Source organism: Variovorax sp. LjRoot130 (genome assembly GCF_964253755.1).
GTDB lineage: Bacteria > Pseudomonadota > Gammaproteobacteria > Burkholderiales > Burkholderiaceae_C > Variovorax.
This window is the reverse complement of record NZ_CAXURM020000001.1, coordinates 4,189,013-4,213,531: the sequence shown is the minus strand read 5'-3', so window position 1 is coordinate 4,213,531 and position 24,519 is coordinate 4,189,013. Positions and strand designations below refer to the sequence as shown.

25 protein-coding genes are annotated in these 24,519 nt (G+C 65.9%); 22 read left to right on the top strand and 3 right to left on the bottom strand.

From position 1 onward, the window contains the following. Positions 1–4: 4 nt before the first annotated feature. From ACSQ86_RS21070 to ACSQ86_RS21045, 6 genes are all read left to right on the top strand, one after another. Positions 5–592: an NADPH-dependent FMN reductase gene (locus ACSQ86_RS21070; RefSeq protein ID WP_436304917.1), complete on the top strand. Its 588-nt coding sequence runs from the start codon at positions 5–7 to the stop codon at positions 590–592. Between the two features lie 45 nt (positions 593–637). Further along, positions 638–1,642 (top strand): VOC family protein, encoded by a 1,005-nt coding sequence (locus ACSQ86_RS21065; RefSeq protein ID WP_093102791.1) that lies wholly within the window; start codon positions 638–640, stop codon positions 1,640–1,642. Between the two features lie 20 nt (positions 1,643–1,662). Next, positions 1,663–2,193 carry a carboxymuconolactone decarboxylase family protein gene (locus ACSQ86_RS21060; protein ID WP_093102792.1) on the top strand — a complete coding sequence of 177 codons (531 nt, stop codon included), beginning with the start codon at positions 1,663–1,665 and terminating at the stop codon, positions 2,191–2,193. 61 nt (positions 2,194–2,254) lie between these two features. Next, entirely contained in the window at positions 2,255–3,475 is a 1,221-nt protein-coding gene (locus ACSQ86_RS21055; protein WP_436304916.1) for an amino acid ABC transporter substrate-binding protein, read from the top strand. Positions 3,476–3,497: 22 nt separating this feature from the next. Next, positions 3,498–4,625, top strand: a complete 1,128-nt coding sequence (locus tag ACSQ86_RS21050; protein ID WP_093102794.1) for an alcohol dehydrogenase catalytic domain-containing protein — start codon at positions 3,498–3,500, stop codon at positions 4,623–4,625. 32 nt (positions 4,626–4,657) lie between these two features. Further along, positions 4,658–5,626 (top strand): phosphotransferase family protein, encoded by a 969-nt coding sequence (locus tag ACSQ86_RS21045; protein ID WP_436309533.1) that lies wholly within the window; start codon positions 4,658–4,660, stop codon positions 5,624–5,626. Positions 5,627–5,655: 29 nt separating this feature from the next. Here ACSQ86_RS21045 and ACSQ86_RS21040 read toward each other — a convergent pair whose 3' ends face one another. Continuing rightward, entirely contained in the window at positions 5,656–6,621 is a 966-nt protein-coding gene (locus ACSQ86_RS21040; RefSeq protein WP_436304914.1) for a C-terminal binding protein, read from the bottom strand. Positions 6,622–6,743: 122 nt separating this feature from the next. On the opposite strand from ACSQ86_RS21040, the gene ACSQ86_RS21035 reads away from it, so the two are divergent. Continuing rightward, a complete protein-coding gene (locus ACSQ86_RS21035) occupies positions 6,744–8,054 on the top strand; it encodes an IS1380 family transposase (RefSeq protein ID WP_436304863.1) in 1,311 nt (436 codons plus the stop codon). Between the two features lie 172 nt (positions 8,055–8,226). Here ACSQ86_RS21035 and ACSQ86_RS21030 read toward each other — a convergent pair whose 3' ends face one another. Beyond that, positions 8,227–9,273, bottom strand: a complete 1,047-nt coding sequence (locus ACSQ86_RS21030) for a LacI family DNA-binding transcriptional regulator (protein ID WP_436304913.1) — start codon at positions 9,271–9,273, stop codon at positions 8,227–8,229. A 289-nt stretch (positions 9,274–9,562) separates the two neighbouring features. Here ACSQ86_RS21030 and ACSQ86_RS21025 point away from each other — a divergent pair, with 289 nt between their 5' ends. Beyond that, positions 9,563–10,816 (top strand): porin, encoded by a 1,254-nt coding sequence (locus ACSQ86_RS21025; protein ID WP_436306331.1) that lies wholly within the window; start codon positions 9,563–9,565, stop codon positions 10,814–10,816. Here the strand turns inward: ACSQ86_RS21025 and ACSQ86_RS21020 are convergent. Further along, the gene (locus ACSQ86_RS21020) at positions 10,813–11,745 is read right to left on the bottom strand and encodes a LysR family transcriptional regulator (RefSeq protein ID WP_093102801.1); all 933 of its coding nucleotides are present in this window, start codon (positions 11,743–11,745) and stop codon (positions 10,813–10,815) included. The two genes, ACSQ86_RS21025 and ACSQ86_RS21020, sit on opposite strands and share 4 nt — an antisense overlap. A gap of 122 nt (positions 11,746–11,867) precedes the next feature. On the opposite strand from ACSQ86_RS21020, the gene ACSQ86_RS21015 reads away from it, so the two are divergent. From ACSQ86_RS21015 to ACSQ86_RS20950, 14 genes are all read left to right on the top strand, one after another. Beyond that, positions 11,868–12,842 (top strand): tripartite tricarboxylate transporter substrate binding protein, encoded by a 975-nt coding sequence (locus ACSQ86_RS21015; protein ID WP_436304912.1) that lies wholly within the window; start codon positions 11,868–11,870, stop codon positions 12,840–12,842. Positions 12,843–12,874: 32 nt separating this feature from the next. Continuing rightward, positions 12,875–13,399 (top strand): GlcG/HbpS family heme-binding protein, encoded by a 525-nt coding sequence (locus ACSQ86_RS21010; RefSeq protein ID WP_093102805.1) that lies wholly within the window; start codon positions 12,875–12,877, stop codon positions 13,397–13,399. Between the two features lie 85 nt (positions 13,400–13,484). After that, entirely contained in the window at positions 13,485–14,300 is an 816-nt protein-coding gene (gene mhpD, locus ACSQ86_RS21005) for a 2-keto-4-pentenoate hydratase (protein ID WP_093102806.1), read from the top strand. Continuing rightward, a complete protein-coding gene (locus tag ACSQ86_RS21000) occupies positions 14,297–15,064 on the top strand; it encodes a 2-keto-4-pentenoate hydratase (protein ID WP_436304910.1) in 768 nt (255 codons plus the stop codon). Before mhpD ends, ACSQ86_RS21000 begins: the two co-directional genes overlap by 4 nt. A 3-nt stretch (positions 15,065–15,067) precedes the next feature. Further along, positions 15,068–15,322, top strand: a complete 255-nt coding sequence (locus ACSQ86_RS20995) for a 4-oxalocrotonate tautomerase family protein (protein ID WP_093102809.1) — start codon at positions 15,068–15,070, stop codon at positions 15,320–15,322. A gap of 10 nt (positions 15,323–15,332) precedes the next feature. Further along, positions 15,333–16,292: an acetaldehyde dehydrogenase (acetylating) gene (locus tag ACSQ86_RS20990; RefSeq protein WP_436304909.1), complete on the top strand. Its 960-nt coding sequence runs from the start codon at positions 15,333–15,335 to the stop codon at positions 16,290–16,292. After that, positions 16,289–17,341, top strand: coding sequence for a 4-hydroxy-2-oxovalerate aldolase (dmpG, locus tag ACSQ86_RS20985; RefSeq protein WP_436309532.1), 1,053 nt, complete (start codon positions 16,289–16,291; stop codon positions 17,339–17,341). Before ACSQ86_RS20990 ends, dmpG begins: the two co-directional genes overlap by 4 nt. A 121-nt stretch (positions 17,342–17,462) precedes the next feature. Next, complete coding sequence (locus tag ACSQ86_RS20980) at positions 17,463–17,717, top strand: hypothetical protein (protein ID WP_436304907.1); 255 nt, start codon at positions 17,463–17,465, stop codon at positions 17,715–17,717. 124 nt (positions 17,718–17,841) lie between these two features. Next, positions 17,842–18,225 carry a hypothetical protein gene (locus ACSQ86_RS20975; protein ID WP_436304906.1) on the top strand — a complete coding sequence of 128 codons (384 nt, stop codon included), beginning with the start codon at positions 17,842–17,844 and terminating at the stop codon, positions 18,223–18,225. A 71-nt stretch (positions 18,226–18,296) separates the two neighbouring features. Next, on the top strand, positions 18,297–22,445 hold the full coding sequence (locus ACSQ86_RS20970) for a PAS domain S-box protein (protein WP_436309531.1): 4,149 nt from the start codon (positions 18,297–18,299) through the stop codon (positions 22,443–22,445). Next, a complete protein-coding gene (locus ACSQ86_RS20965) occupies positions 22,445–23,071 on the top strand; it encodes a response regulator transcription factor (RefSeq protein WP_093102818.1) in 627 nt (208 codons plus the stop codon). The genes ACSQ86_RS20970 and ACSQ86_RS20965 overlap by 1 nt, the downstream gene beginning before the upstream one ends. Positions 23,072–23,178: 107 nt before the next feature. Next, the gene (locus tag ACSQ86_RS20960; RefSeq protein WP_093102820.1) at positions 23,179–23,559 is read left to right on the top strand and encodes a response regulator transcription factor; all 381 of its coding nucleotides are present in this window, start codon (positions 23,179–23,181) and stop codon (positions 23,557–23,559) included. 37 nt (positions 23,560–23,596) lie between these two features. Beyond that, positions 23,597–23,845, top strand: coding sequence for a hypothetical protein (locus ACSQ86_RS20955; protein ID WP_436309530.1), 249 nt, complete (start codon positions 23,597–23,599; stop codon positions 23,843–23,845). A gap of 17 nt (positions 23,846–23,862) precedes the next feature. Continuing rightward, positions 23,863–24,480, top strand: coding sequence for a response regulator transcription factor (locus ACSQ86_RS20950; RefSeq protein WP_093102821.1), 618 nt, complete (start codon positions 23,863–23,865; stop codon positions 24,478–24,480). Positions 24,481–24,519 lie beyond the last annotated feature (39 nt).

Below are 24,519 nucleotides of genomic sequence, written 5' to 3'. Positions count from 1 at the left end.
TCCCATGAATACGATCCGGCTGGCAGGCATTTCGGGCAGCCTGCGACAAGCTTCCAGCAACACGTCCATTCTCCGCACGCTCCAGGCATCGCTGCCATCGGGCGTGGAGATGACGCTGCTGCCGCTCGACGGCATTCCCCTGTACAACCAGGACCTCGACGGGCCCGGGCTTCCCGACTCCGTGCGGGAATTCAAGGCGGCGATCGATTCAAGCCACGGTGTCGTGATGTGCTCCCCGGAGTACAACTTCGGAATGCCGGGCGTCCTGAAGAACGCGATCGACTGGGCGTCGCGACCGGCATTTGCTTCCCCGCTGAAAGGCAAGCCGGTGCTGGTCATGACCAGCTCGCCGGCATTCACCGGCGGCGTGCGCGCGCAAGCCCAGCTGCGCGAAGCGCTGGGTGGCACCCTGTCGCGCGTCATCTCGAGACCGCAGGTCGTGATCGCCGGCGTCAACGGAAAGATCGAAGGCGGGCGACTGACAGACCCCGCGAGCCTGACATTCGCGCTCGAAGCCATCGACGACCTGATCGCTGAAATCGGCCTGCTTCGTACGGCACAAGCGCTGTCAACGCAGCGCGCCGAAGCCTGAGCAACAAGTCCATCCCTCTTCAACAACCCATCCGCGAGGTCCTTTATGCTGCCCGCCGTCAACCTTCGTCCGCCGTTCAACATCACGCGTGCCAGCCACGTCGTCCTCCATGTCTCGGACCTCGCAAAGAGCCGGGACTTCTACGTCAACATCGTCGGACTCGTCGTCTCGGAGGAGGGCGCAGGCATTTGCTACCTCCGAGGCTTGGCTGAAGCCTGCCATCACAGCCTGGTGCTGGTGCAGTCGCGCGGCGAGCAGACCTGCAAGCGAATCGGCTTTCGCGTCTTCTTCGAGGAAGACCTCGACAGCGCCTACCAGTTCTTCAGGGCCGAGGGACTCTCTGCCGAATGGGTCGATGTTCCGCACCAGGGGCGAACGCTCCACGTAGAGGATCCGATCGGGACCAGGATCGAGCTGTGCGCCCAGATGAAGACGCTGCCGCGGATGTATCTCAAGCGCGAGAGCTTCACCGGCGCGCATGCGCAGCGTCTCGATCACTATCAGCTGCTGGCGCCGGATACCTATGCGCTGTGCGAGTTCTACAGCCGGCTGGGCTTTCGAAACTCCGAGTACATCGCCCATGGCGACAAGCTGCTGGGCGCTTTCATGTACCGAAAGGGCACCTGCCTCGATCTGGCGATCGTGCAGGGCGAGGGGCCTCGCTTGCACCACTTCGCCTACACCGTCCCGGAGTCGCACCAGATCTTTACCGCCTGCGATCTGGCAGGCAACTACGGCTACTCCGCTTCGGTGGAGCGGGGGCCGGGCCGACATGGGCCGGGCGGGATGCTGTTCGTCTATCTGCGGGATCCGGATGGCCACCGCGTGGAACTGTTCAACAGCCACTACCAGACGATCGACATCGAGATCGAGCCCGTCCGGTGGGAGGCCGCTTCGCTGAGCACCAACGTGCGCTGGGGACTGCCGGCCCCGGCTCGCTGGTACTTCGAGGCGACCGACTTCGCGGGTGCCTCCCTCATCGAACCAGCCGAGAAACCCAATCCCGAAACGCTGGAGAGCTATGCGCTGAAGCTCTCCTCTCAGAAGTAAAGACGAGAAAGGTCAAAGCCATGGCGCGAGTCAAATATCTCCAACGTTCGGACACCGACGCCGATCAGGCCCTGTTCGACAGGCTGGAACGTGAGCGCAAGGTGCCCACCGCCAACATCTTCAGGGCGCTGGCGCACGCTCCGCAGATCCTGGATGGGTTCATCTCCTATGCCAACACGCTGCGCGGCTCCAAGCTGAGCCCGAAGCTGCGCGAACTGGCGATCCTCACCGTCGGCCACTGCACCTCGTCGGCGTACGAGATCGCACATCACCAGTCTCACGGACTGAAGGCAGGCATCAGTGCCGAACAACTCCGGGCCGTGCCCGCATTCGAAAGCTCCCCGCTCTTCGACGAAGAGGAACGCGCCGTCATGGCGCTGGCGCGCGAGTCCACCCTGCGCGTCGATGTGAGCGAGCCCACGTGGCGCAAGGCCGCCGCCTTCCTGTCCGAGCGCGAGCAGGTGGAGCTGGTCCTCACGATCGGCTGGTACAACTCCGGCGTTCGCATCATGGGAGCGCTCTCCATCGAGCTGGAAGACGGATACCGATGAAGCCCGCCGCACACCGCGCCGGCATCGTCCAAGCCGTTCATCCGCGTTCAAGGAGACAACCATGAGCACAACGAAATCCCAATTGCAGCGTCGCGCCTTTCTTGCAGTCGCAGGCAGCCTGGCGCTCGCACATGGCCTGCCGGCGCGCGCACAGCAGGGCGGCGTCGGGCCGATCCGCGTCGGCGGCACGCTGCCTCTCACCGGACCGCTCGCGCCGGTGGGCGGCATCCACAAGGTCGCCGGCGAGGTGTTCGTCGACGCGCTGAACAAACGGGGTGGATTGCTGGGGCGCAAGCTGGAGTTGATGCTGCTGGACGATCAGTCGCAGCCAGCCAACACGCGCACCTTGTACGAGCGCCTCATCACGGCCGAAAAGGTCGATCTGCTGATGGGGCCCTATGGCACCAGCTCGATCATCGCGGCGATGGGCGTGGCACAGCGCTTCGGCAAGCTATTCATCCAAAGCAGCCTCGGCGACCCGAGCCTGGCACCTTACGACATGCAGTTTCCCGCGCTTCCGCTGGGGCCGGAGCCGCGGACGGCCGATACCGAGGTGCTGCTCGACGCCTATGCCGGTACCGCCACGCCGCCCAGAACCATCGCCTTCGTCACAAGCAAGTTTCCGTCGGCCCTCGATCTCGCCAAAGGCGGACAGGAGGTCGCGGCCAGGCGGGGTTTGAAGGTCGTGCTGTCGCTCGAGTACGAGTTCGGCACGCGCGACTTCGGCGGCATCGCGGCCCGCATCAAGGACGCCAAGCCGGACCTGCTGTGGTCGGGAGCGCTGGGACTGGAGGCCACGCAGTTGCTCGACGCCATGAAGCGCATCGACTATCAGCCTGCGCGCCAGTTCCACCTATTTCCCGCGCCGGGGCCGACCGTGTCGAATCCGCAGGCGGGCGGCCTGACCACGCTCACCTGGTTCGAGGACCACGCACCCTTCACGCAGAACGCGGGGGCGGCCGAGTTCGTCGCTTCCTACAGCGAACGTGCGAAGGCGGCAGGGCTGTCTTGGCCGCACGTCGACTACCAGGCCGCAGCGGAGTTCGCGGCCTGGCAGATCCTGGAGGCTGCAGCGACCGCCGTGGGCCGCCTCGAAGACAAGGCCATGGCCGCCTGGCTCAGGGCCAATGCAGTCAACACCGTGCTGGGAACGCGTCGCTTCGACGGCAGGTTCAACAGCGGCGTGGCCGACACCAAGGTCAAGCAGGCCCAGAACGGCAAGTGGGTCACCGTCTGGCCGCCCAAGTTTCGCCCTCCGGGGGCGGCATTCGTCGCACCCTGAGGTCTTCACGCAAGAGATCCATATGAACAGAACCATGATCGCAGCAAGGCTGCACGCGCTCGCCACCCCGATGTCGCTCGACACGATCCCGATTCCCAAACCCCGTCCCACGGACGTGCTGGTGAAGGTGATGGCGTGCGGCATCGTCCCCAACATGGCCAACGTCATCAACAACTGGCCGACCTGGTTCCCTCACCAGCCCTTGCCGCGGTTTCCGGCGGTCTTCGGGCTGGATCCGGTGGGGGTCATCGAAGAAGTCGGCGAAGCCGTGATCAATGCCAAGCCCGGGGACCGCGTCTACGTGAGTCCGCTGCGTTCCTGCGGCTCCTGCAAGGCATGCCGCGCCGGCCAGCGCAGCCACTGCCGCTACTTCACCCTCAATGGCTACTTCAGCACGAGCCGGGACGGCCAGCGCATCTTCGACCTGTATCCGTACGGCGGCTTCAGCCAATACATGACGGCGCCGGAGTACGCGATCGTCAACATTCCGGACAACCTGAGCTTCGAGCAGGCGGGGCGGTTCGGCTATCTGGGAACTTCCTACGGCGCCCTGAAGAATGCGGGCGCAGGCCCCGGCCAAGTCGCCCTGATCGACGGCATCACGGGCACCCTGGGCGTCGCAGCCACGGTGCTGGGGCTGGCCATGGGCCTGTCGCAGATCCTCGGCACCGGGCGCGACGAACGGCTGCTGAGCAGGATCAAGGCGCTTGCGCCCGAACGCATCCAGGTGATGAAGCTCGGCGAAGGGTCCAGCGGCGAATGGGCCAAGTCGCTCACGGGCGGGGAGGGCGTCGACTTCACCATCAGCGCATTGGGCGCGAAGGCGCCTGCAGCCACCATGCTCGACTCGATGAAGGGTGTGCGCCGTGGCGGCAAGGTGGTCAATGTGGGCGGCGTGGCGGAAGACCTGCCGATCGACGTGAAGTGGCTGATGGACGAACAGATCCAGTTGATCGGATCGAACTGGTTCACGACGGCACAGGGCCAGGAGATGGCGGAGATGGTCCGAACGGGCACGATCGACCTGTCGTACCTGGAGCACCGAACGTTCCCGCTCTCGCGCGTGAACGAGGCCATCTCCGGCCTGAAGGACCGCGACGGCGGCTTCAGCAACTACGTCGTGCTTCCCCAGGTTTCGGACGCGGCGTGAACAGTCCGGAATCTTCGCTCGGCGCATTCCTGGTGTCGCAGGGCCTTGCAAGTCCGCAAGAACCGGCGCGTTGGCATTCGCTTGCGGGCGGGGTGTCGTCCGATATCTGGCGCGTCGAGCTCCCTGGTCGATCGCTCTGCATCAAGCGCGCGCTTGCCAAGCTCAAGGTTTCAGCAGACTGGCACGCCCCGGTGTCGCGCAACGCGTACGAATGGGCATGGTTGCAGTTCGCGGCATGCCACGCGCCCGACAGCGTGCCGCGTCCGCTCGCCCATGATCCCGAGGCAGGCCTCTTCGCCATGTCCTTTCTCGCACCTGAAGAACATCCGGTCTGGAAAGAACAACTGATGGCCGGCGATGTCTCGACGAGCACGGCGCGTGCTGTCGGGCATGTTCTCGGCGAGCTGCATGCGGCAAGTGCGGGAAAGGCCGAGCTCGCAGCCGCGTTCGACACCACGGACAACTTCCGGGCGCTGCGTATCGAGCCCTACTTCGTCGCGACGGCGCACCGGCATCCGGCGCTCTCCGCTCGGCTGATGGAGCTGGCGGAGCGCACGGCCGGGCTGCACATCGCGCTTGTGCACGGCGACGTCAGTCCGAAGAACATCCTGGTCGGCCCTCGCGGGCCCGTGCTGCTCGACGCGGAGTGCGCCTGGTACGGAGACCCCGCCTTCGACCTCGCTTTCTGCCTGAACCACCTCATGCTGAAGTGCCTCGTCCGTCCGGACCGTTGCGCGGCCCTGCTTGCGGCCTTCACGGCGCTGACCGATGCCTACTTCGAGCAGGCCAGCTGGGAGCCGCGCGGGGATCTGGAAGAACGTGCCGCTCGCTTGCTGCCCGCCCTGCTGCTGGCCCGCATCGACGGCAAGTCGCCGGTCGAGTACGTGAGCGATGAAGCCCGGCGGGAAGTGGTGCGTGAGTTCGCCCGCCCGCTGGTGCTTCGTCCCGTGAACCGACTCTCGCTTATCGCAAGAGAGTGGACCTTTGCAGTGCTTCGCTGATCTCCATCGGCGAGCGAGGCGCGCCGGAGCTATCGTTGCGCCGGCGCGTTGCGTGCTTGCTGCGGTGCTTCGCCGCGCAGCACTCTCACGACTTCCTCGGCCGCGCGCCTGCGCAGCTCGACCAGCGATGCGTCCGACGAGAAGGCGACATGCGGCGTGAGCATCGCGCCGGGGTGGGTGCGGAGCTGAGCAGGAACATCGGGTTCGGACTCGAGAACGTCCAGTGCGGCGGCGGAGAGCTGACCGCTGCCGAGTGCTTCGATCACGGCGTCCGTATCGACGACGGCGCCGCGGCTGACATTGATCAGCAGGCCACCGGGAGGCATCTGCGCGATCCGCTCGCGGTTGATCAGATGCCGTGTCGTTTCCGTCAGCGGCGCGTGCACGATCACGATGTCGCTGCGTGAGAGCAGGGTGCCGAGATCCACGCTCTGAACGCCCTCGCCGCCGTCGGCAAGGTGGGGATCGTGTGCCAACACCCTGCAGCCGAAGGCGCCGAGCTTGCGCGCGGTCGCGCGGCCTATGCGCCCGAAACCGACGATCCCGCACGTGAGCGCGGCAAGGCGGCGCAGCCTGGCCGTCGCGGGATCCCAGCGACCGGCGCGCACTTCGCGGTCGAAGCGAACCAGACCGCGCGTCCACGCGAGCGCGAAGCCGACCGCATGGTCGGACACTTCCTCCACGCAATAGTCCGGCACGTTGGTGACCCAGATGCCCCGCGCGGTCGCGGCATCGACCGCGATGTTGTCGAGCCCTACGCCAAGCCTGGCAACGATCTTGAGATCCGGCGCAGCGGCGATGGCGCCAGCCGATACAGGAGCCCAGCAAGTGAGGATGGCCGAAGGCCGATGCTCGCGCGCCAGCACTTCAATGCCATCCGCAGGCAACGGCGTCGCCGGACCGCTCACGAGGCGCATGCCGGCGGCTTCGACAATGTTCCGCTCGATGCTGTCGTCGGGCCAGGCGTAGTCGGTGAGCAGGACGGTGTGATTCATGGTCTGGATGGATCGGACGGTGGAGTGCCTAGCCCGGAAATTTCACCAGTAGAGGGTCGGCAGCCTCGTGCCGGAGCGCGTTGACATTGGTATCTGACGCCAATTTCAACCGAGGACTGCCGATGCCAAAGTGTACCGATGGGACGATTGATTTGGGGCGTGTGGGTCGGCGGGTCATCGAGGCCAACTTCGAGGGCGGGGACATCGGTTCGGACGGCGGGGTCTTGCTGCTGCGTCGCGTTGACGAACGTATCGGTCTGAGCCGAGCGGCTGCGGCCGTGCTCAGTGATGCACGCGATCCGGCACGCATCACGCACAGCCTGCGCGACCTGCTCGCCCAACGCATCTACGGCTTGTGCTGCGGCTACGAAGACCTCAACGACCACGACACCTTGAGAGACGATCTGCTGATGCAGACCGCTGTGGGCCGGGTCGATGCGCTGGCGAGTTCGCCCACGCTCAGCCGCTTGGAGACCGGGGCCACGCGAGCGCAGGCAGTGGCGCTGCATGGCGTGCTCATCGAGCAGTTCATCGCCAGCCACAAGAGCCCGCCCGAAGAACTGGTGCTGGACATCGACGCCTCGGATGTGCCCTTGCACGGCGACCAGGAGCGCTGCGAGTTCCATGCCTACTACGACCACCACTGCTATCTGCCGCTGTACGTGTTCTGCGGCCAAGCCATGCTCGCATGCGTCTTGCGGCGCAGTCGCATCGATGGCGCCAAGAACGCCGCGGCGGTGATCAAGCTGCTGGTGCAGCGGCTGCGCCAGGCGTGGCCCGACGCGCGGATCATCGTGCGCGGTGACTCGGGCTTCTGTCGCCAGAGATTGCTGCGCTGGTGCGAGCGCTCGGGCGTGAACTACATCATCGGGCTGGCGCGCAACGCGCGGCTGGAGGCGACCGTGCAGTACGCCGAGGCGATGCTCGCCGACGAGTACGCGCGCACCGGCGCCAAGCAGCGGTTGATCGACGAGTTCGTCTACGCGGCCGACAGCTGGGACATCGAACGGCGCGTGATCACGCGCCTGGAGCACGGCAGCCAGGGCAACAACCCGCGCTTCGTGGTGACCGATCTTCAGGGCGATGCCATACAGCTGTATGAGCGGCTGTACTGCGCCCGCGGCGAGGCCGAGAACCGCATCAAGGAGGCTCAGCTCGATCTGTTTGGCACGCGGGCAAGTTGCCACCGCTTCGCGGCCAACCAGCTGCGCTTGCTGCTGGCCGCATTGGCCTACACGCTGATGCAACGGCTGCGCGAGTTCGCTCTCAAGGACACCGAGCTGGAACGCGCCGCCGCGGCCACGATCCGCGTGCGCCTGCTGAAGATCGGCGCGGCCATCGTGCGCAACACGCGCCGTGTGCGGGTACTGCTGGCTTCGCACCACCCGCTGCGCAGCGTCTTCCTGAGCGCAGCGCAGGCCCTCGCCCCCTGAAATCCATCCAGTGCTGTCCCCGGCACGCTGACAAACAACGGGGGTAAGGGGGTCGTGTGCCCAAAAACAGCCGCCACTCCATCCAGTAGCTCACACTGCACGCAAGACCACGCTCAATGGCCCTCAGCAGGCTCGGTCGACGGCACATCGGCCTGCTGGTGAAATATCCGGGCTAGCCGGCGAGCTGACGTGCTTGGCCGCGCTTGGCGTTTGCCGCGTCCACCGGCCGGGTGCTGCCGCGCACAACGAGCGTGGGGGGTGAGACGGAGCTGTAAGGCGCCGCGCTTGCAGGCTTCTGCTTCAACTGATGGATGAACCAGAGCCCGCACGCGGTGGCCAACTCGGAGACAGGAAGGCTCATGGTCGTGAGACCAGGTCCCCACCATCTGAAGCCCAACTCGTCTCCGAACCCGACGACGGACAACTGTTCGGGCACGCGTACGCCGCTTGCCAGCAGTTCCTCCAGCACGCCCTGCGTGTTCTGGACCGAACCCAGGACCACCGCCGTAGGCGGGCTGCGCAGTGCGAGCAGGCGCCGTATCGCATCACGGCCGAAGTCCGTCGATGACGGCACTCCGAGTTCCTCGCGCGCATGCGTGGCCGCCTTGCTGCCGGCGAGGGCGTTGTGAAAGCCTTGCAGCCGCGCGGCTCCGGTGGGCAGGTCCGTGGTGCCGCCGATATAGGCGATGCGCTGATGGCCGAGTTCGACCAGGTGACGGGTCGCCTGGAAGAGCGCCTGCGTGTCGTCGATGCCGAACCAGTGCTCGCCCAGCGAGGCATGCCTGCGCAGCAACTGGATGCGCGGCGTCATCTTGAGAAGGCGCACCGACTCCGGATGCGGCCGGGCCGTGGGCACGATGATGATGCCGGCCACGTTGACGCTGGTGAGTTCGCGGATATGGCGCAGCTCGACCAGGCGGTCGTCGTCAGTCTCGGACAGCGTGAGTTGCAGGTCCGCGCTCTCCAGGCATTTCGACAGCGCATGCGCGATGGTCGAGTAGAAGCTGTTGCGGATATCCGGAACGACCAGGCCCACCAGATTGCTGGAGACGCCGCGCATCATGCGCGCTGCACGGTTGGCGACATAGCCCAACTCGTTCGCGATCTCGAGCACCTTCTGCTTCATGGCGGAGCTGATGCGCGGGTCGTCGGCCAAGGCCCGCCCGACGGTGGACGCGGAAACCTCGAGGCGGGCGGCAATGTCTTTGATCGTGACCATCGAATGAGATGAATGCAGGAATGCACTAACGATAGCACAGCGTAGGCAGCTTGCCAAGCCGCGCCACCCCTGCCAAACGTCGCGCGCTCTCACCAGAAAGTCGTCGCATCTCTGACGAAAACGCACATCGAAGTCGTTGACTTTCTCGAAGCAGTCTTCATAGAATTTATGCTAACGATAGCACAAACCGGATCGGCCTGATCCACCGGCCGGCCAACCCGCCCGGATCACAACGAAAACAGGAGACAACAACGTGAAGCGCAACCCTTGTGTACGTCATGCAGACAAATTGAAGAGCTCATTGCTTGGCATGCTCGCCCTCGGCTCGAGCGGCGTTGCATGCGCCCAGTCGTCCGTCACGATCTTCGGCGTCGTCGATGCGTCGATCAGCCACTACGCCAGCAAGTCGGAGGACCGGAACTCCGCAACGCCGGCGTCGCCGCTCTACGTCAACCAAGGGTCGCGCTCCGTCAGCCGCACCGCGCTGGCGAACTCGGCATACAACAACAGCCGCCTGGGCTTCCGAGGAACGGAGGATCTTGGCGGCGGGCTCGCAGCCGGCTTCTGGCTCGAAAGCCCTATCACCAACGACGACGGCGCGACCGGCCTCGCGAACTTCAGCCGGCGTTCCACCGTGAGCCTCATGGGCGGATTCGGCGAAATTCGCTTGGGGCGCGACTTCACGCCGACCTTCTGGAACGACACGGTGTACGACCCTTTTGCCGCGGTCGGCGTCGGCGCCAACCTGATCTCTTCAGCCAGCCTTTTCAATCCCACCGGTGGTGCCGGCGGTTTTGGCGGCAATGCCAACTACATACGTGCCAGCAACTCGATCGGCTACTTCCTGCCCCCCGCGCTCGGCGGGTTCTACAGCCAGTTCATGTATGCGCTGCACGAGAACAACACCTACGATCCAGGCACCGCGACGCCGCCGGGCGTGAACCCTCTCACCGGCCAGGTGAACGCCGGCCCTGTCGCAAACACCCGCGCCGGCCGCTATGTGGGAGGCCGCATCGGCTATGCCAACGGCCCCTTGGACATTGCACTCGCCTATGGCAGCAGCACTGCGGGCGACGACTATTTCGCGGGCACCACCGACTATGTGAAGACGGCCAATCTGGGCGCGTCGTACGACTTCGGCATCGTCAAGCTTTTCGGCGAACTGTCTCGCGTCAGCAGAACGCGCGACTATGCAGTCGCGCCCTTGGTCCCTTTGCCCGATACCGACCTCAAGGGCTATCTGATCGGAGCCACCGTCCCCGTGGGTCCGGGCCTCATTCGCGCCGCCTATTCGCGCGTTAGGTACGACATGAATTCGGCGCCCACAGCCTTAGCGCCGGTGCCCAATCCGGAAGCCAGCAAGTTCAGCCTCAGCTATGTGCACAACCTGTCCAAGCGCACAGCGCTGTATGCAACTGTCGCTCGCGTCAGCAACAAGAACGGCGCTGCACTGACGGTGGGCGGGCCGGCGTTCATCAGCACGAGCGTGTTTGCGCCGCGAACTTCAAGTGGGTACGACCTCGGCATCCGCCACGCGTTCTAGCGCACCTTGCTTCGAACCCGTTTGGTCGGTGTTGGTTGCTGCGCAGCCCGCGGCGCGACGATGAAGTCGACGAAGCCTTGCGCCGCGTGGGAGAGTGAAACGCCCGCGCGTTGCACGAGCGAGACCTCGCGGTCGATCAGGGGGTTTTCTACACGGCGCCAGCCGATGCGCGCAGGGTCCGTCAGCTTCACCGCATAGCCAGGGAGGATCGCGACGCCGAGCCCGGCGTCAACCATCCCGATGAGCGAGCCTGCATAGTTGGCCTCCCTTGCGGGCTTCAGCATCAGCCCGGCAGCCGCAAAGCCCGCTTCGGTGAGGTCGCGGAACACGCTGCCGCGGCTCAATGCGAGCACCGGCTCCTGCGCGACATCCGCCCAGGTCAGTTGCTGCAAGCGGCTGAACGCATGCCCCGCCGGGAATGCGGCTGCCATGGCTTCCGAGAAGAGAAGCGTGCGCTGGATGTCGGCTTCATCCGAGGCGAAGGTGCCGATACCGACGTCGGCCGCACCGCTGCGCACCAGCGGCAACACCTGATTGGGCAGCGTGTCCTGCAGTACGACTTCGATGCCCGGGTACTGCGCGCCGAAGGCGGCGAGGATCGGCGGTAGATAGGTGCTGGACAGAATCAGCGGCGCCGCCACCACCACGCGCCCGCGTTCCCTCGCCACGAGCTTGTCCACGCCCGCGAGCGCCGACTCGAGCTCGGCCAGCACCCGTTCCGCGCGCGGGAAGAAGTCGCTGCCCGCCGCCGTCAGGGCCACGGCTCGCGTGGTGCGGTCGAACAGCCGGCTGTCGATGGCTCCTTCGAGTTCGCGCACAAGCAGGCTGAGTGCCGATTGCGTGAGGTGCATGGCCTGCGCGGCACGGGTGAAGTTGCCAAGCCGCGCGACCAGCACGAAAGCTCGGAGCTGGCGGAGAGTCACATTCATGAGCGGAGCCAATCATTCGATTGGAAAGTCTCGATTGAATCATAGCCACGCGCGTCTTCTAATCACTGCCATGCAAGCCGATGGAGAGACCCGGTCTGCACCCTCAACAGAAAGACAGAGACATGAAACGCCGTGAACTCCTCGCCGCCGTGCCAGCGTTTGCTGCCACCGCCTTGCCGTCATGGACCGCAGCGCAACCTGTTTATCCGAGCGCGCCCGTCAAGGTGCTGGTGGGTTTCCCGCCCGGCACAGCAACTGACGTGGCGGTGCGTGCCGTCGTGGAGCAGATGTCCAGGCGCCTGGGCCAGCCCTTCGTCGTGGACAACAAGCCCGGCGCCGGCAGCAACATCGCCGCCAAGGCCGTGGCCACGGCGCAGCCCGATGGCTACACCGTCTTCGCGATCACGATCGCCAACATCATCAACGCTGCGTTCCCGGGCGCCAATGCGGTCGATCCACTGAAAGACTTCAAGCCGATCACGCTGATCGGGAACGTTCCCAATGTCCTGGTGGTTCATCCCTCGCTGAAGGTCGCGACCGTTGCCGAACTCATCGCACTCGCGAAGGCCAAGCCGGGCTCTCTGGCCTATGCATCATCCGGCGTCGGCACCTCGCCCCACCTGTCTGGCGAACTGTTCGCACTGATGGCCGACGTCAAGATGGTCCACGTTCCGTACCGGGGCAGCACGCCCGCGGTGACCGACTTGCTCGGCGGCCAGGTGCAGCTCATGTTCTCGCCGGCTTCGACCGTGCTGCCGCACGTGCGCGCGAACAAGCTGGTGGCGCTGGCCGTCACCAGCCCTCGCAGGACCTCGAGCGCGCCGGATCTGCACACGCTCGACGAGCTGGGGTTGAAGGGCTTCGACACCTCGGTGTGGATGGGGCTGGTGGCCCCGGCCCAGACGCCATCCAGCGTCATCGGCAAGCTGCGCACCACGGCCCACGCGGCGCTCGATTCGAGCGAGATCCAGGCGATCTACAAGGCGCAGGCGATCGACGTTCTCAAGACCAGCGACGAAGCGCTGTCCCGCTTCCTGCAGAGCGAGGGCGCGCGGTGGTCGAAGTTCATTCAGCAGACGGGCATCAAGCCCGAGTGAGAGAAGCATTTTCTTCAGAAAGGAATATCGAAATGTCCAAACTGCGCGCTACCGAGTGCCGCGAGTTCATCGCGGCGGTCACCGAGAAGGCTGCCGAGATGGGGGTGCCCATCTCCGTTGCCATCGTCGGGCCCGAAGGCCATCTGATCGCGCTCGAGCGCATGGACGACGCGGGCTTCATCACCCCGGACACGGCCCGCGCGAAGGCATTCACCGTCGCCGCTTTCCGCTCGATGAGCCCGCGTTTCAGCGACGGCCTGGTCATTCAACAATGGTTCAAGGAGCGCAACCCGCAGATGCTGGCCAACGCATCGGTCTTCACCAACGGCCAGGTGGTTGCCTCCGGTGGCTGTGCGCCCGTGTTCAAGGGCAACGAGATGGTCGGCGCCTACGGCATCAGCGGTGCGACGGGCGACCAGGACGAGGAGATCGGCCAGCACGCCCGCGCGAAGGTGGGTTGGGCACACATGCCGGTCGACGACACCACGCCCGAAAGCGTGAAGAAGCACGTGAACGAGATCTACAGCAAGGTGGGCCTGAAGGACCGCGCCCTCTGAGCACCGTGGCCGGCGGCTGAGTCTGCCCGGTATCCCCATCCGAGAATTTTCAATCTGCCCGCCGCGCGCGGGCAACGGAGAACCCATGCCTTCCCAACCCGCCGTGCTGGCTGAAGCAGCCGACGCCCTATGGAACGCCGGCAGGACCGGCAACTACATCCAGCCGTTGAGAGTCTCCTACCCGGAGTTGGATGCGGCCGATGCATACGCCATCCAGCGGATGAACACCGAGCGCAGACTGGCCGAAGGCCGTCGCGTGGTCGGATGCAAGATCGGCCTGACGGCGCGCGCCGTCCAGGCGCAGCTCGGCGTCGATCAGCCCGATTTCGGCGTGCTCTTCGATGACATGAGCTTCGGGGACGCTGAGCCGATTCCCATGCAGAAGCTCCAGCAGCCGAAGGTCGAGGCAGAGATTGCTTTCGTGCTCGGCCGAGACCTTGACATGGGCAACCCCGGGCACGCGGACGTCATCAAGGCGGTGGACCACGTCCTTCCGGCGATCGAAATCGTGGGTAGCCGCATCGCGGGCTGGGACATCCGGTTCGTCGACACGGTCGCGGACAACGCATCGTCTGGCGCCTTCGTCCTGGGCGGAAGCCCGCGGCTTCTCAGGGAGCTGGACCTCAGGTTGTGCGGCATGGTCATGAACCGCCGCGGCGAGCCGGTGTCGGTCGGCGCGGGTGCGGCATGCCTGGGCAACCCGATCAATGCGGTGGTCTGGCTGGCCCGCACCATGGCCGCGCTCGGCCAGCCGCTGCGCGCCGGCGACCTGGTGCTCTCGGGGGCACTCGGCCCGATGGTGCCGGTCGCGCCGGGCGACGTGTTCGAAACCCACATCAACGGCCTCGGAGGCGTCAAGGCCGTATTCGAAGCCGCTGCCGCCGCGAAGGAATGCAAATGAGCCAGACACCCGAATTCGCGCAACTGCTGGACGATGCGGCCCGTCACGCCAAAGCGGTGCCGCAGATCGACCCGAAGGGCGAGCTCTCGCTGGCCGAGGCCTACGCGATCCAATCCGCCTCCGTTCAGCGACGCGTTGCGCGCGGCGAGCGCCGCGTCGGCGTGAAGATGGGCTTCACCAGCCGCGCCAAGATGGTTCAGATGGGCATCGACGACCTCATCTGGGGGCGCCTGTCGAGCGGCATGCAGGTGGAGGAGGGCACGCCGGTGAAGTTTGCGCGCTTCGTGCATCCGCGCGTCGAGCCGGAACTGGCCTTCGTGCTGAAGAAAGCGCTGGCCGGCGACGTCACCGCGGCCGAGGCGCTCGCCGCGGTCGAAGCCGTGGCGCCGGCGCTCGAGATCATCGACTCGCGCTACCAGGACTTCAAGTTCAGCCTGCCCGACGTGATCGCGGACAACGCATCGTCGAGCGGCTTCGTGATCGGTGCCTGGAGCGACCCGCACCAGGATTTCAGCAATCTGGGCCTGACGATGAGCATCGACGGGCGCGTGGTGCAGGTCGGTTCCACCGCCGCCATCCTGGGCCATCCGCTGCGCTCCTTGGTCGCCGCGGCGCGCCTCTCGGCGGCGGCCGGCGAGCCGCTGCAGGCCGGCTGGGTGGTGATGGCTGGCGGCGCCACGCCCGCCGAGTGGATCAAGCCGGGCCAGTACATCTCGATCGAGATGGAGCGCCTCGGAACCGCCGGCTTCCACGTCGAGGAGTGAACCGTGCCCATTGCCTTGATCAAGATCATTGAGGGGCGCAGCCCCGAGAAGAAGCGCCGGCTGATAGAGAGCGTTTCGCAGGCCATGGCAGACAGCCTCGAGATGCCGCTCGACGCAGTGCGGGTCCTTCTCCACGAATACCCGTCAGGCCATTGGGGACGCGGGGGCCGCCTGGTGTCCGACATCCAGGCGAAAACGCCCTCCGAATCACCCAGTGCACAGGTGGCCGACGCGACGGCCAAGCTGCTCGCGAACTGAAAGAAGCAACATGACGAACAAACTGAAGGTCGCAATCATCGGCCCGGGCAATATCGGCACCGACCTGATGATCAAGGTCATGCGCAACAGCAAGCACCTCGAGATGGGTGCGATGGTCGGGGTCGACCCGAAGTCCGATGGGCTGGCCCGCGCCGAGCGCTTCGGCATCGCCACTACCGCAGAGGGCATCGAAGGGTTGGTGCAGCTCGGCGTGTTCCGCGACATCGACATCGTGTTCGATGCCACCTCGGCCGGTGCCCACAAGCGCCACAACGAGGTGCTGCAGGCCCATGGCGTGCAGGTCATCGACCTGACACCCGCTGCCATCGGCCCCTACGTGATCCCCGCGATCAACCTCGATGCCGAGAACGCCAGCAACATGAACATGGTGACCTGCGGTGGGCAGGCGACCATCCCCATGGTGGCCGCCGTGTCGCGCGTTGCCAAGGTGCACTATGCCGAGATCGTCGCATCGATCTCGAGCAAGAGCGCCGGCCCCGGCACGCGCGCCAACATCGACGAGTTCACCGAAACCACCCGGGCCGCGATCGAGAAGCTCGGCGGCGCAGAGCGCGGCAAGGCGATCATCGTGCTGAACCCGGCGGAGCCGCCGCTGATCATGCGCGACACGGTGCTCGTACTGTCCGAAGCGGCCGACCAGGCGGCGGTGGAAGCCAGCATCGCGCAGATGGTGGCGAGTGTGCAGACCTACGTGCCTGGTTACCGCCTGAAGCAGCGCGTGCAGTTCGACGTGATCCCCGCCGACCGGCCGCTCAACCTGCCCAAGCTTGGCTTGCGCCATGGGCTCAAGACCTCGGTGTACCTCGAGGTCGAAGGCGCCGCGCACTACCTGCCGGCTTACGCCGGCAACCTCGACATCATGACCTCGGCCGCGCTCGCGTGCGCCGACCTGATGGCGCAACGACGCATCGCCAGCGGCATCGCTCGCGGCCTGAAGGAGATCGCATGACGCCGGGCAACAAGCTCTATATCAGCGACGTCACCCTGCGTGACGGCAGCCATGCCGTTCGCCACCAGTACAGCATCGCGGACGTCAAGGCGATATCCGCGGCACTGGACGCTGCCGGCGTCGATAGCATCGAGGTCGCGCATGGCGACGGGCTGGAAGGCTCCAGTTTCAACTACGGCTTCGGTGCGCATACCGATGTCGAATGGATCGCGGCAGCGGCCGAAACGGTCAAGACCGCAAAGGTCGCAACCTTGCTGTTGCCCGGCATCGGCACCACGCACGACCTGCGCAACGCCTACGATGCAGGCGCGCGCATCGTGCGCGTCGCAACGCACTGCACCGAGGCCGACGTGTCTCGCCAGCATCTGGAATACGCGCGCGAGCTCGGCATGGACCCGGTGGGTTTCCTGATGATGAGCCACATGACCACGCCGAAGAAGCTGGCCGAGCAGGCGCTGCTGATGGAAAGCTATGGCGCAAGCTGCGTCTACGTGGTCGACTCCGGCGGCGCGCTCGGCATGGACGACGTGCGGGACCGGTTCCGAGCGTTCAAGGAGGTGCTGAGAGCCGATACGCAGACCGGCATCCACGCGCACCACAACCTGGGCCTTGGCGTGGCGAACTCGATCGTGGCCGTGGAAGAGGGCTGCGATCGCATCGACGCCAGCCTGGCCGGCATGGGCGCCGGTGCCGGCAACGCGCCGCTCGAGGTGTTCATCGCGGCGGCCGAGCGCCAGGGCTGGCGTCACGGCACCGATCTCTACAAGCTGATGGACGCGGCCGACGACCTGGTGCGCCCGCTGCAGGACCGTCCGGTGCGCGTCGATCGCGAGACGCTGGCACTGGGCTATGCGGGCGTCTATTCGAGCTTCCTGCGCCATGCTGAAGCGGCCGCGAAGAAGTATGACCTGAAGACCGTGGACATCCTCGTCGAGCTGGGCGCACGCAAGATGGTGGGCGGCCAGGAAGACATGATCGTCGACGTGGCGCTCGATCTGCTTCGCAGGTCCGAGCACGACCGTGTGCAGTCCGGACTCGCGGTGAGCTAGGCAGCGAGGTGCAAGCTGAGGCGATGAGTGCGCCCAGCTCGGCACTCCACTGCGGTGCGCTCCTACATGCATTGCCGAGAGGCGCGGTGTACGTTGTCATTCCAACCGAAGGAGGCACGTCATGGCCACTCAGCAGACACCGTCCCGTCCACGGTCCACTGACAAATCGAAGGTTCTTCCCGAGAGCCCGGCAACCATTGTCCCTGCGGAAGCCGATAGTGACAGCGAGTATGCCGACGCGACCGAATCCACGGGCGGCAGCGCCGCCGACCAGGCAGACGCGGTCAAGCCGGTCGGGGATCAGAACGCCCCAGGTTCCGTCAAGCGCAAGGAGGCCTCGATGGAGCCGGGCCACCGTGGCTTGGGAGGCTTTTGACGCACGTCCGTCTGATCGGCGTGAGTGCACGTTCGCCTCTGGGTCGCAGGGCGGAAGTCCTTGATGTCAAGGATTGCCATCCGCCTCGGTGCGGCGTATCTTGGCTGCCGAGAAGGAGCGATCCATGCCTTCACCAACAAGCTTCGTACGAAGAGACAAGCGCGGCGCGCCCCCGATGCGCTCGAGCTCATCGAGCTACGCCGGAGCAATGACGCCGCCATCGGATGCCGAGTTGTGCGAGCGCGCCGTGCTGGCGATTTGGCGCAGTTTGGACGAGCACGATCTCGTGGACGAGCGGGTACGAGCCGACCTGGCAGGTGTCCTTGAGCCGTTGATCGCTCTTGCCCTGGGAGATCGTCCGCAACGGTTGATCAGCACGCTCAGGTTGCCAAACCCGATCGATGCGTCCCACCTGTATTGGCTCACTCGCCGGCTCCTGACTTTCGTCCCCGAACTGCAAGCCATGGCCGCCAAGCCGGGAGGCGATGGACCTCCGCCCCTCGCCTGACGCGATGTCGTTCGAGGCGTCTTCGACCGAAGCATCGGCCCCTGCGCCGTGAGATCGGGTTGGCGTGCGCCGTGACAGCGGTCACGCGGGCGTTCAGAATAGCGTTCGCCGCTACCCAAGGAGGAGCCGGCCCTACCACCGGCGCTGCGCGACATGCTGCGGCTCACATGCCGCGACGCCTATCGGAGTCGCTCGTGACGAAACGTAAAGACGACGAAACGCTGTCGCGCCCGGCGCGTCAGCCTTTCGAGCGGCAGGTCGAAGCCTCGCTGCGCGAGCACGCCGACCTGCTGAATCTCACGCACGACGCCATGTTCGTGCGCGACATGGAAGCAGCGATCAAGTACTGGAACCGCGGCGCCGAGGAGATGTATGGATGGACGGCTGAAGAGGCGCTCGGCAAGTCCGCGCCCGAGCTGCTGAAGACCGTCTCCACCGTGCCGCTCGAGCAGATCGAATCGCAGGTGCTGAGCACCGGACGCTGGGAAGGCGAGCTGGTGCATCACAGGCGAAACGGAACGCCGGTGGTCGTGGCGAGCCGCCTGGCATTGCAGCGAGACGAGCAGGGCGAGCCGGTGGCGATCCTCGCGACCAATACCGACATCACGCAGCACAAGCGGGCCGAGGAGGCCCGGCAGGATCTCGAGGAGCAATGGAGAGCGGCCTTCGAAGCCAATCCCACGATGTACTTCATCATCGATGCGGCCGGCGCGATCCTGTCGGTGAATCCTGTCGGCGCAGAGCAGTTGGGTTGGCACGTGAGCCAGCTGATCGGCCAGCCGGTGCTGAACGTGTTCTACGAAGCCGATCGGGCGTTCGTCCAGGGAAACGCCGAGCAGGCTTTCCGGCAGCCGGGGCGCGTGATGCGCTGGAAGGCGCGCAAGGTCCGCAAGGACGGCACGATGCTGTGGGTCCGGGAGTCGGCGAACGCGGTCGTGCTGAGGGGCGGGCCGGTGCTGCTCGTGGCGTGCGAGGACATTACCGAGCGCAAGCACGCCGAGGAGGCGTTGCGCGAGAGCGAGGAGCGCTTTCGCACGCTTGTGAAATTCTCTTTCGACGTGTACTGGGAGAGCGACGCCCAGCATCGCTTCACCCGGCAGGAGTATTCCGCCCAGTTCGACCGTGCGCCGGCGCCGCGCTCGGAGATCGGCAAGACGCGGTGGGAAGTGCCCTATCTGGAGCCGGACGAGGAGGCTTGGCGCCAGCACCGCTCAGCGCTCGATGCCCATGTCCCGTTCCGCGACTTCGAGCTCGCCCGGGCGACGTCCGACGGCGGCATACGCCATGTGTCGGTATCCGGGCTGCCGATGTTCGACGAGGCGGGGCGCTTCACGGGCTACCGGGGCGTCGGGCGGGACATCACCGAGCGCAAGCGCGCTGAAGATGCGCTGCGCCGGAGCGAGAAGGAGCTTCGGGAGGTGCTCGAGACGATGCCGGCGATTGCCTTCGTCACCAACGCCGATGGCTCCGGTGTGCTCGTCAACCGGCGCGGGAGCGAATACACCGGCTTCTCGCTCACCGGGGCGAACTGGCTGGCTGCAATTCATCCCGAAGATCTGCCCGGCTACGTGCAAGCGCGGGCGCATCACATGGCGACCGGCGAGCCTTTCGAGCAGGAAACGCGTGTTCGTCGCGCGGACGGCGAATACCGCTGGTTCCTGAGCCGCGCCGTGCCGATGCGCGGCGAAGGTGGAAGGATTCTGAAGTGGTATGGAATCCTTACCGACATCGAAGACCGGAAGCGCGCGGAAGAGGAACGCCGCGCGCATCTGTGGTTCCTGGAAAGCATGAACCGCGTCAACCGCGCCATGCAGGGAACCAACGACCTCGAGAAGATGATGAGCGATGTGCTCGATGCAGTCCTCGACATCTTTGCTTGCGACCGGGCATGGCTCACCTATCCGTGCGATCCGGAAGCTGGCTGCTGGCGCGCGGTCATGGAACAGACGCGGCCTGAGTTTCCCGGCGCGTTCAGCCTGGGCGCCGAGCTGCCCCTCGATGCGGATGTCGCCACGGTGTTCCGGACAGCGCGCGCTGCGAGCGGAGCCGTGTCATTCGGTCCTGGCTGCGAGCTCCAGGTGCCGGCGCAGCTCGCGGAGAGTTTCAGCATCAGATCCGTGCTCGCCATGGCGCTGTACCCCAAGGCCGATCAACCTTACCTCTTCGGGCTGCACCAGTGCTCGCGCCCGCGCGCCTGGACGGCGCAGGAAACGCGGCTGTTCGAGGAGATCGGACATCGGCTTGCCGACGCGCTCACCAGTCTTCTCATCTTCCGCAGCCTGCGCGAAAGCGAGCGCAAGCTCGAAGAGGCGCAGCGCATGGCGCATCTCGGTCATTGGGAAGCCGACCTGGACAGCGGTCGCGTGACCGCCTCGGAAGAAGCCTACCGCATCCACGGCCTTAAGCGGCCCGAGTCCGGGCAATTGGAAGGCCGGTTGCTGGACCTCGTCCATCCGGACGACCGGGAACGGGTGAAGCAGGCCAATGAGGCCGGCGTGCAGGGCGGTCCGCGCTTCGACATGGAATACCGGGTGGTGCGTCCGGACGGTGAGGTGCGCGTGGTCCACAACAGCGCCGACGTGGCGCGCGATCCCTCCGGCCGGCCTCGGCGCTTCTTCGGCATCGTGCAGGACATGACGGAGCTCAGGCATGCGGAAGAGGAGCTGCGCGAAAGCGAAAGCCGATACCGGCACATTTTCCAGGGCGCGAGCGTTTCGATCTGGGAAGAGGACTTGTCCGCGGTCGAGGCGGCCATCGACGGACTCAAGGCGCAGGGCGTGCGCGACTTGCGCCGGCACCTGGCCACGCATCCCGAGTTCGTCCGGCAGGCCCTCGCCCTGGTGAAGGTGCTCGACGTCAACGACGCAACCATCGAGCTGTTCGGGGCGCGGAGCAAGGAGGAGCTCATGGTGTCGCTCCCCAAGCTCGTCCTGCCGGAGACCGATCAGGTGTTCGCAGAAGAGCTGTGCGCCCTGGCAGAGGGCCGGACTTCCTTTACGGCCGAGACGGTGCGCGGAACGCTGAAGGGAGACAAGTTGTCCGTCCTCCTCACGATCGCGTTTCCGCCTCAGCCGGCCAAGTTCGGCAGCACGCTCGTGAGCATCATGGACATCACCGAGCGCAAGCGGGCCGAGTACTTGACGCGGCAGATGTTCGAGAGTGCCTCCGATGGCGTGGCCGTGATCGGCCGGGATTACCGCTATCAAAGGGTCAATGCGGTCTACGAGCGCAACTGGAGGATGCCGGCCGAGAAGATCGTCGGCATGCATGTCGCCGATCTCCTCGGGACCGACGTCTTCGAGCGCACCGTGAAGCCGAGTCTCGACCGCTGTCTCGCCGGAGAGCAGTTCACCGTCGCAGAATGGTTCACGACCGAACTGGGGCGCTTCTACCTGTCGGTGTCCTACTCGCCGCTGCGGCTCGATTCGGAGCGCCTGGAGGCAGCGCTTGTGATCACGCGCGATCTCACTGACCACGTCCTCGCGTCGGAAGCCCTGCGCGAGGCGCAGGCGGCGCTTGCGCGAGTGAACCGCGTGACCACGCTCGGCGTGCTGGCGGCCTCGATCGCGCACGAGGTCAACCAGCCGCTCGGAGCCATGGTCGCAAGCGCGGGGTCCTGCGCGCGCTGGCTCGCGGCCCAGCCGCCCGAGCTCGAAAAGGCCCAGCGCTCGCTCGGACGCATTGCCAGGGACGGCAAGCGCGCGAGCGAAGTCATCGACCGCATCCGCGCCCTGGTCATGCGCCAGCCGCCGCACCGGGACCGCGTCGACGTCAACCAGACCATCCTCGACGTGATTGCGCTCACGCGTGACCAGATGCGTCGCAACGACATTGCGCTCGAGAAGACGCTTGCCGACGGCCTGCCGCCCGTATGGGGCGACAGGGTGCAGCTCCAGCAGGTGATCCTCAATCTGATCGTCAACGCCATCGAGGCCATGAGCGCGACCGGCAATCGCCCGCGACAGCTGGTCATCGGCGCGAGCGAAGCGGAGGGCGGCGTGTGCATCGAGGTGCGCGACTCGGGCCCCGGCATCGCGCCCGAGATCGCGGACAAGCTCTTCGAGCCCTTCCATACCTCCAAGGCGCAGGGCATCGGCATGGGGCTTTCGATCAGCCGGTCGATCGTCGAGGCCCATGGCGGCCAGCTCCGGACCGCGCCGAACCTGCCCCACGGCGCCGTGTTCCGGTTTTCGCTGCCGACCGGGGAACGGGAGCCGTAATGGCAACCGAGCGGCCCGTCGTCTTCGTGGTCGATGACGACCTGGCCATGCGCGAGGCGCTTCAGGACCTCCTCGCCTCCGTCGGCATGGACGTGCGCCTTTTCGCCTCGACGCAGGACTTCCTGCAGGCGCAGCGCCCGGACGCGCCCGGCTGCCTGGTGCTCGACGTGCGGCTGCCCGGCGCAAGCGGATTGAGCTTCCAGGAAGAACTCCCGCGAGCGGGCGTCGATCTGCCGGTGATCTTCATCACCGGGCACGGCGACATTCCGATGACGGTGCGCGCCATGAAGGCCGGCGCGGTCGAGTTCCTGAGCAAGCCCTTCCGCGACCAGGAGCTTCTCGATGCGATCGATGCTGCGGTCGAGCGGCACCGCGCGCAGCGCCGCGAGACGGCGCTCGTCGCGGAGCTCCGGCAACGTTTCGCCGCGCTCACCCAGCGCGAGCGCGAAGTCATGGCGCTGGTGAGCACCGGGCGCGTGAACAAGCAGATCGCGGCCGAGCTGGGCATCAGCGAGGCCACCGTCAAGGTCCACCGCGGGCAGATCATGCGCAAGATGCAGGCGAAATCCCTGGCGCAGCTCGTGCGCATCGCGGACACGCTCGGCCTCTCCAACCCGAGGCCTTAGGCGCCTAAACCAAAGTCGTAGCGCACGTGACGCACGTGCAATGGTCTTGCGCGCGCAATCGGCCTAGTCTTGCGTCAACGTTCAAGAAGACCTGCAAGGAGATCCAAGTGCGCAACAACCCGACCGTAGCGATCGTGGACGACGATGAATCGGTTCGAGACACCACGAAGGACCTGCTCGACTCTGCCGGCCTGTCCGCCGCCACCTTCGACTCGGCCGAGAGCTTCCTGCAATCGAAGGGCACGTGCGCCATCCAATGCCTCATCGCCGACATGCGCATGCCGGGGATGACCGGGCTCGAGCTGCACGGCCGCCTGGCCGCCGCCGGCACCCCGATTCCTACGGTCCTCATCACCGCCTACCCCGACGAACGGGAGCGCGCGCGCGCCTTGAAGACGGGCGTGATCTGCTTTCTCGCAAAGCCCTTCAGTGCGGAAGACCTCCTCGCCTGCATCCAGACCGCCCTGCGCGGACGCGATCCTGCGTGAGGCGCACGACCATGCTTCCCGGAGCTGCTTCATCGAAATGAACCACGAGGACACCGCCATGCACGCCGCGCGCCATTCATCCGCTGCACAGTCCGCCTTCGAGCTGCGCTTTCCCTCGCTCAGCGGCACGGGCCGCGCCCTGTCATTTCCCTGCGATGCCAGCGGCTCGGTGCAAATGGACAGCTTGAGCGAGCGCGCGCTGAACAACTACCTTCTTGCGCGCGCACTGACGGGCCGCGACTACGGGTGGCCCAGCGTGCAGGCCTCGTGCCAAGTGCAAAGCTGAAGCGAAGGAGCAAAGCCATGAGCGATCGATCTGCCGAAATCCCGGACGGCGAGGTGCCGTTCCAGGATCCGACTCCCCACGCGTCGCTCGGCGGCGAAGGAGTCGCAGCGAAGGCCGACAGCGCAGTGAAGGTCATCATCGGCGTAGCCTCGCCCGCGCTTCTGTGCGGCCTCGAATCGCTGGTGAGCGGCACCGCGGGCCTCGCTTTCGGGCGCTCGGCGCCCACACTGGACCGTTTGCTCGTCTGCTGCATGGAGGCCGAGGACTGCATCGCTCTGGTGGATCCGACCCTCGGTCCGCAGGGGCTGCGCGCATTCATGCAATTGCTCCGCATGATGGCTGCCAGGGTGCGCGTCGTGCTCATCAGCGACATGCATTCGCCGCACATGGTGCGCGAGGCGATCCGGTGGGGCGCCAGCGGATTCGTCGAGAAGACGGCCCAGCCCGCCGAGATCCGCGCCGCGCTGGTCGCGGCCGCCCGCTCGCAACGCTACCTTTCGCCGCGGATGGCGGCGGACCTGGCCGATTCCTTCGTGCTGCAGGACCTGACCCCACGCGAGATGGATGTGCTCGCCCTCCTCACGCGCGGCGACTGCAACAAGCTCATTAGCTCATTGCACCCGAACTGGCGGTGACCGGAGCTTTCACGATATTCCGCCCGCCGCACGGCCGGA

What these genes read in the sequence shown, in the direction of transcription:
- ACSQ86_RS21070 (WP_436304917.1), top strand. Translation starts at nt 5, where the DNA reads ATGAATACGATCCGGCTGGCAGGCATTTCGGGCAGCCTGCGACAAGCT.
- ACSQ86_RS21065 (WP_093102791.1), top strand. Translation starts at nt 638, where the DNA reads ATGCTGCCCGCCGTCAACCTTCGTCCGCCGTTCAACATCACGCGTGCC.
- ACSQ86_RS21060 (WP_093102792.1), top strand. Translation starts at nt 1,663, where the DNA reads ATGGCGCGAGTCAAATATCTCCAACGTTCGGACACCGACGCCGATCAG.
- ACSQ86_RS21055 (WP_436304916.1), top strand. Translation starts at nt 2,255, where the DNA reads ATGAGCACAACGAAATCCCAATTGCAGCGTCGCGCCTTTCTTGCAGTC.
- ACSQ86_RS21050 (WP_093102794.1), top strand. Translation starts at nt 3,498, where the DNA reads ATGAACAGAACCATGATCGCAGCAAGGCTGCACGCGCTCGCCACCCCG.
- ACSQ86_RS21040 (WP_436304914.1), bottom strand. Translation starts at nt 6,621, where the DNA reads ATGAATCACACCGTCCTGCTCACCGACTACGCCTGGCCCGACGACAGC.
- ACSQ86_RS21035 (WP_436304863.1), top strand. Translation starts at nt 6,744, where the DNA reads ATGCCAAAGTGTACCGATGGGACGATTGATTTGGGGCGTGTGGGTCGG.
- ACSQ86_RS21030 (WP_436304913.1), bottom strand. Translation starts at nt 9,273, where the DNA reads ATGGTCACGATCAAAGACATTGCCGCCCGCCTCGAGGTTTCCGCGTCC.
- ACSQ86_RS21020 (WP_093102801.1), bottom strand. Translation starts at nt 11,745, where the DNA reads ATGAATGTGACTCTCCGCCAGCTCCGAGCTTTCGTGCTGGTCGCGCGG.
- ACSQ86_RS21015 (WP_436304912.1), top strand. Translation starts at nt 11,868, where the DNA reads ATGAAACGCCGTGAACTCCTCGCCGCCGTGCCAGCGTTTGCTGCCACC.
- ACSQ86_RS21010 (WP_093102805.1), top strand. Translation starts at nt 12,875, where the DNA reads ATGTCCAAACTGCGCGCTACCGAGTGCCGCGAGTTCATCGCGGCGGTC.
- mhpD (WP_093102806.1), top strand. Translation starts at nt 13,485, where the DNA reads ATGCCTTCCCAACCCGCCGTGCTGGCTGAAGCAGCCGACGCCCTATGG.
- ACSQ86_RS21000 (WP_436304910.1), top strand. Translation starts at nt 14,297, where the DNA reads ATGAGCCAGACACCCGAATTCGCGCAACTGCTGGACGATGCGGCCCGT.
- ACSQ86_RS20990 (WP_436304909.1), top strand. Translation starts at nt 15,333, where the DNA reads ATGACGAACAAACTGAAGGTCGCAATCATCGGCCCGGGCAATATCGGC.
- dmpG (WP_436309532.1), top strand. Translation starts at nt 16,289, where the DNA reads ATGACGCCGGGCAACAAGCTCTATATCAGCGACGTCACCCTGCGTGAC.
- ACSQ86_RS20980 (WP_436304907.1), top strand. Translation starts at nt 17,463, where the DNA reads ATGGCCACTCAGCAGACACCGTCCCGTCCACGGTCCACTGACAAATCG.
- ACSQ86_RS20975 (WP_436304906.1), top strand. Translation starts at nt 17,842, where the DNA reads ATGCCTTCACCAACAAGCTTCGTACGAAGAGACAAGCGCGGCGCGCCC.
- ACSQ86_RS20965 (WP_093102818.1), top strand. Translation starts at nt 22,445, where the DNA reads ATGGCAACCGAGCGGCCCGTCGTCTTCGTGGTCGATGACGACCTGGCC.
- ACSQ86_RS20955 (WP_436309530.1), top strand. Translation starts at nt 23,597, where the DNA reads ATGAACCACGAGGACACCGCCATGCACGCCGCGCGCCATTCATCCGCT.
- ACSQ86_RS20950 (WP_093102821.1), top strand. Translation starts at nt 23,863, where the DNA reads ATGAGCGATCGATCTGCCGAAATCCCGGACGGCGAGGTGCCGTTCCAG.